At 57.7% G+C, this 3651-nt stretch carries 3 protein-coding genes and 2 pseudogenes; 1 reads left to right on the top strand and 4 read right to left on the bottom strand.

What is annotated here, in order from left to right:
- Positions 1-92 precede the first annotated feature (92 nt).
- A pseudogene (locus tag B3V69_RS19170) lies at positions 93-455 on the bottom strand (IS4 family transposase); the annotation flags it as partial.
- Here B3V69_RS19170 and B3V69_RS19165 point away from each other — a divergent pair.
- Positions 454-1452: pseudogene (locus tag B3V69_RS19165) on the top strand (ISL3 family transposase); the annotation flags it as partial. The pseudogenes B3V69_RS19170 and B3V69_RS19165 sit on opposite strands and share 2 nt — an antisense overlap.
- Positions 1453-1567: 115 nt before the next feature.
- Here B3V69_RS19165 and B3V69_RS19160 read toward each other — a convergent pair.
- The 3 genes from B3V69_RS19160 to B3V69_RS19150 are packed head-to-tail and all read right to left on the bottom strand — an operon-like array spanning position 1568 to position 3603.
- Entirely contained in the window at positions 1568-1882 is a 315-nt protein-coding gene (locus B3V69_RS19160) for a HigA family addiction module antitoxin (protein ID WP_296448899.1), read from the bottom strand.
- Positions 1883-1892: 10 nt separating this feature from the next.
- Entirely contained in the window at positions 1893-2171 is a 279-nt protein-coding gene (locus tag B3V69_RS19155) for a type II toxin-antitoxin system RelE/ParE family toxin (protein ID WP_296448894.1), read from the bottom strand.
- Between the two features lie 34 nt (positions 2172-2205).
- Positions 2206-3603: an integrase family protein gene (locus B3V69_RS19150; protein WP_349679235.1), complete on the bottom strand. Its 1398-nt coding sequence runs from the start codon at positions 3601-3603 to the stop codon at positions 2206-2208.
- Between the last annotated feature and the right edge of the window lie 48 nt (positions 3604-3651).

Here is a 3651-nt window from a genome sequence, read left to right as displayed (position 1 = left end):
AAATCATTGACCTGTCGGGCGGGGGAAATCAAAAAATAGGGGAAATGGTGTCGAACTTAAGGGGCCGCCTGCTCCAGGTTTTCGACTGGCAAATTTGTCAGCAGTCGCCACTCGATAGGCTTGTCGCCAGCGGGGGGCTCGGTTTCTCTGGCGACGATGCAGGTGGCCTGCACAAAGCCACCTTGACCATCGGGCAATTGCAGCGCTTGCGCCCACACGTTTTGGGCCACTTCACGCGCACGTTTCCCCTGGCGCTGCGCCAGCGTGAAACGAATCTCACCCACAGGCTCACCGCTTGTCACTCGGACCCAAAGTTTGTCGCCCTCGCTCAAGGTGCGATTGTGTTTGGAGCGCAGCAACCAGTCCAGCGGTGTGCCCAGATCGCGCGCACGCACCATCAAGGCCATGATGTCGGCCTCACGGTCAGCCAGGTACACCAGCCGTGTCGTGGGCAAGGCACGTGTTCCCCAACTCAAATTCAGTGACGGCACGGTCGAAGAATTGACGGTGCCATGGGCGGAGCGCTACAGCCGTGTCACCATCTTGATGGCTGCGTTTGTTATCAAACTGCTTGAGGCCTGTCCCACCACGCAGGCAGTCTGCACGCTCACCCGACTGTCCTGGAGCACCGTCAACGCCATTATGGTCAGCGCTGTTGAGCGCGGCATGCTTCGGCGTACGAAGGAAGAGATTACGTACCTTGGCATCGATGAGAAGAGCTCGGAGAGAGGCCACACCTACGCCAGCATCCTGACCGACATTGACCGTTCGCGCGTACTGGACTTGGTGCCTGAGAGGAAGCTGGTGGCGGCCGTGAGCTTGTTGGAAACGCTTACTCCAGAGCAACGTACATCGGTCAAGGCGGTGGCCATGGATATGTGGCCGGCGTACATGAATGCGGCAAGACAGTGCATGCCGCAGGCCGATATCGTGCATGACAAGTTCCACATCTCCAAGTACCTCGGTGAGGCAGTGGATGCTGTCCGAAAGCAGGAGCACCGCAAGTTGTCCCAGACAGGTACTTCGCCATTGGCGGGCAGCAAATGAGCCTGGTTGAGAAAGTACCCAGATGGTCGAAGCGCTGAAGCCGTCTCGTTTCGGGTCTTGAACCAGCTCAATCTGAAGACGAGTCGGGCCTGGTGCATCAAGGAAAACTTCAGCCAGTTCTGGAGCTACAGCTACAAAGGTGCTGCCAAACGGTTCTTCAAAGCCTGGTCCAACAACGCCATGAGGAGCCGCTTGGAGCCTGTGAAAAAGGTCGTCAAGATGCTGCGCCGCCACGAGGAAGGGTTGCTCAACTACAGCCAACACGGAATCAGCAACGCCTGTGCAGAAGGATTCAATAGTGCCATCCAGCTTATCAAAGCCAATGCACGCGGGTTCCGCAACTTCACTAACTACCGGGCAAGAATTCTGTTTCATTGTGGCAAGCTGAACTTAGCTATGGCTTGAAAAATCACAGTGGATTCAACGAAGCTCCCAAATAAGGAGCCCCGGCCAGGCCGGTGAAGGTTCCGATTTTTCGCCAGCGGTAATTAGTCGCAGGCTAGGCTGGGGCAAAACTGGTTTAGGCGGCCATCGCTGGCGCGGGTTGAACGTGCATGGGCGCGGCCTTGAATCTTTGTTGGGCTTGGCTCACGTCATAGGCGCTTTGTTCTGCCAGCCATAGCCGAGCTTCGCCTCCACGCTCCACGCCTAGCCATGCCTCGATACGCAGGGCCATTTCCGGCGAGATTGCAGCGCGGCCATTCAGCACACGGGACAGCGCCACGCGGGACACGTCTAATTGCTTTGCAGCTTCGGTGACTTTCAGCCCCAGCGCGGGCAATACATCATCACGCAGCGTCAGGCCGGGATGTGGGGGGTTAAACATGCGGTTCATAGTGTGGCTCCTAGTGGTAATCCATGTAATCAACCAGCACAGCGTCTGTGCCGTCAAAGGTGAACGTCATTCGCCAATTGCCATTGACCGAAACGGCCCAATGCCCCTTCAAATCTTCTGACAATGGGTGCAAGCCCCAGCCCGGCAGGTTCATATCCCGGTCGCAGGTAGCCACGTCCAGCCGTGCCAGCAGTCGCGCCAGTTTGGACGCATGGTCTGGCCGGATGCCTGCTTTTGTGCCACGTTCAAAGAATGCCTGTAGCCCTTTATGGCCGAATGACTTAATCATGTTTTATTGTATCTCGTAACGCTACGAGATGCAATTAGCCATTAACCACACGCAAAGCACCGGGCGCGGCCTTGGCATCAAACACTATCCCGGCCTGTTCCAAAATATGCGCTTCAATCTGTGCAAGGTACGGCCTCAAGGCGTCCACACTGCGCGGCCTGTAGCCTTCAGCGGTTGCACTTGGTTTGTGTCCCATCACTTGAGCAATGGCACCGGCTGGAGCCCCGGCAGCTTCACCCAGCAGGGAAAACGAACGGCGTAACCCGTGAATGGTCAAGGTCGTGATTCCGGCATCAAGCAACACCTTTGCATGGCTGGCGCGGGGCTCTGTCAGGCGTCCCCCTTTGGCGTTGCTGGCGAACACATACGGGTTAGGCGTCCCATCCTTCAGCATCACACGGGGCAGGGTTGCCAGTTGTTGCGCCAGATAAGGAGTCAACGGAATAACGCGGGTTGCGTCCACCTTGTCGGCCAGCGTTAGTCTGTTCCACCTGAAATCCACATCAGCCCAGCGCAGCCCGGCCATCTCTTCACGGCGTGAGCCTGTTATCAGCAGCGCCTTAAGGTAGGTTGCAATCGTTCGGTTCCCCAGCTTGTCAGCACCAGCGAACCAGCCCGGTAACTGTGCTGCCTCAAGGCAATCCGCGCGCTTGGTCACTTGGGGCAGGGCTTCCACAATGGCGGCGGCGCGGCCCGCGTCACGGTCAATCAATGCACGATATTCAGGGCGGGCAGAGCACCAGCGCATAAAGCCCCGAAACATCATCAGGGCGCGGGCGGCTTGGTGTTTACCGGCTTTGGCTTCACGGTCAAACCAGCTTTTGAGCGTGTCCTCGTTCACTTGGGGCAATGCCAGCGCCAGCAGCGGGTAAAGCGGCCCCGGTCGTGTCACGCCCTCCCCTCGCTTTTTCTTTTCACCACCGGGCGCGGCCATCGCTTTAAGGTCAGCAAGGTAACGGGGTTTAAACGTGTCTTTGCGCTTGGGCTTACCTTCCTCAAGGTAGCGCGGCCAAACATCGCCCACGGTCACGGCTTGGGCAGTGGCGGCAGCTTTATCGGCAGCTTTGGCGGCCAGCCGGTCACGCTCCAACTCGCGGGGGTCTGTGCCATCGTCAACCAACCTTTTGAGCCCTTGGGCTTTGGTGCGTGCCTTTTCAATCGGCCAGTCTGCCAGCGTGCCGATATTGATTCGGATGGTCGCACCATTCAGGCGTGATTCGAAAACGTAGGTTTTTCGGCCTGTCGGGGTTGCCCGTAGTGCCAGCGTCGGGGTGTCGGTGTCCCATAGAAAAGCCTGGGGCTTGTCAGTCGGGCAGGTGAAGGCGTCAACCCGCCCGGCGTCAAACGAACCCGGTTTGCTTGCTGTTTCATGGCTTCCCCAAAATCTGTAGGCAATCTGTAGGCAGATTCGCCCAATAAAGGTGCATCCCAATCAACACTCAAGCTGTTCACCTATAAGGGCTATCCATTTAGCTCCACA

It is taken from the genome of Rhodoferax sp. UBA5149, assembly GCF_002413825.1.
GTDB lineage: Bacteria > Pseudomonadota > Gammaproteobacteria > Burkholderiales > Burkholderiaceae_C > Rhodoferax.
The sequence above is the reverse complement of the archived record's forward strand: the minus strand, read 5'-3'. Positions and strand labels throughout refer to the sequence as shown.

Bases quoted from the DNA above. Each gene is read 5' to 3' on its own strand.
- B3V69_RS19160 (WP_296448899.1), bottom strand. From the start codon at position 1,882: ATGAACCGCATGTTTAACCCCCCACATCCCGGCCTGACGCTGCGTGAT.
- B3V69_RS19155 (WP_296448894.1), bottom strand. From the start codon at position 2,171: ATGATTAAGTCATTCGGCCATAAAGGGCTACAGGCATTCTTTGAACGT.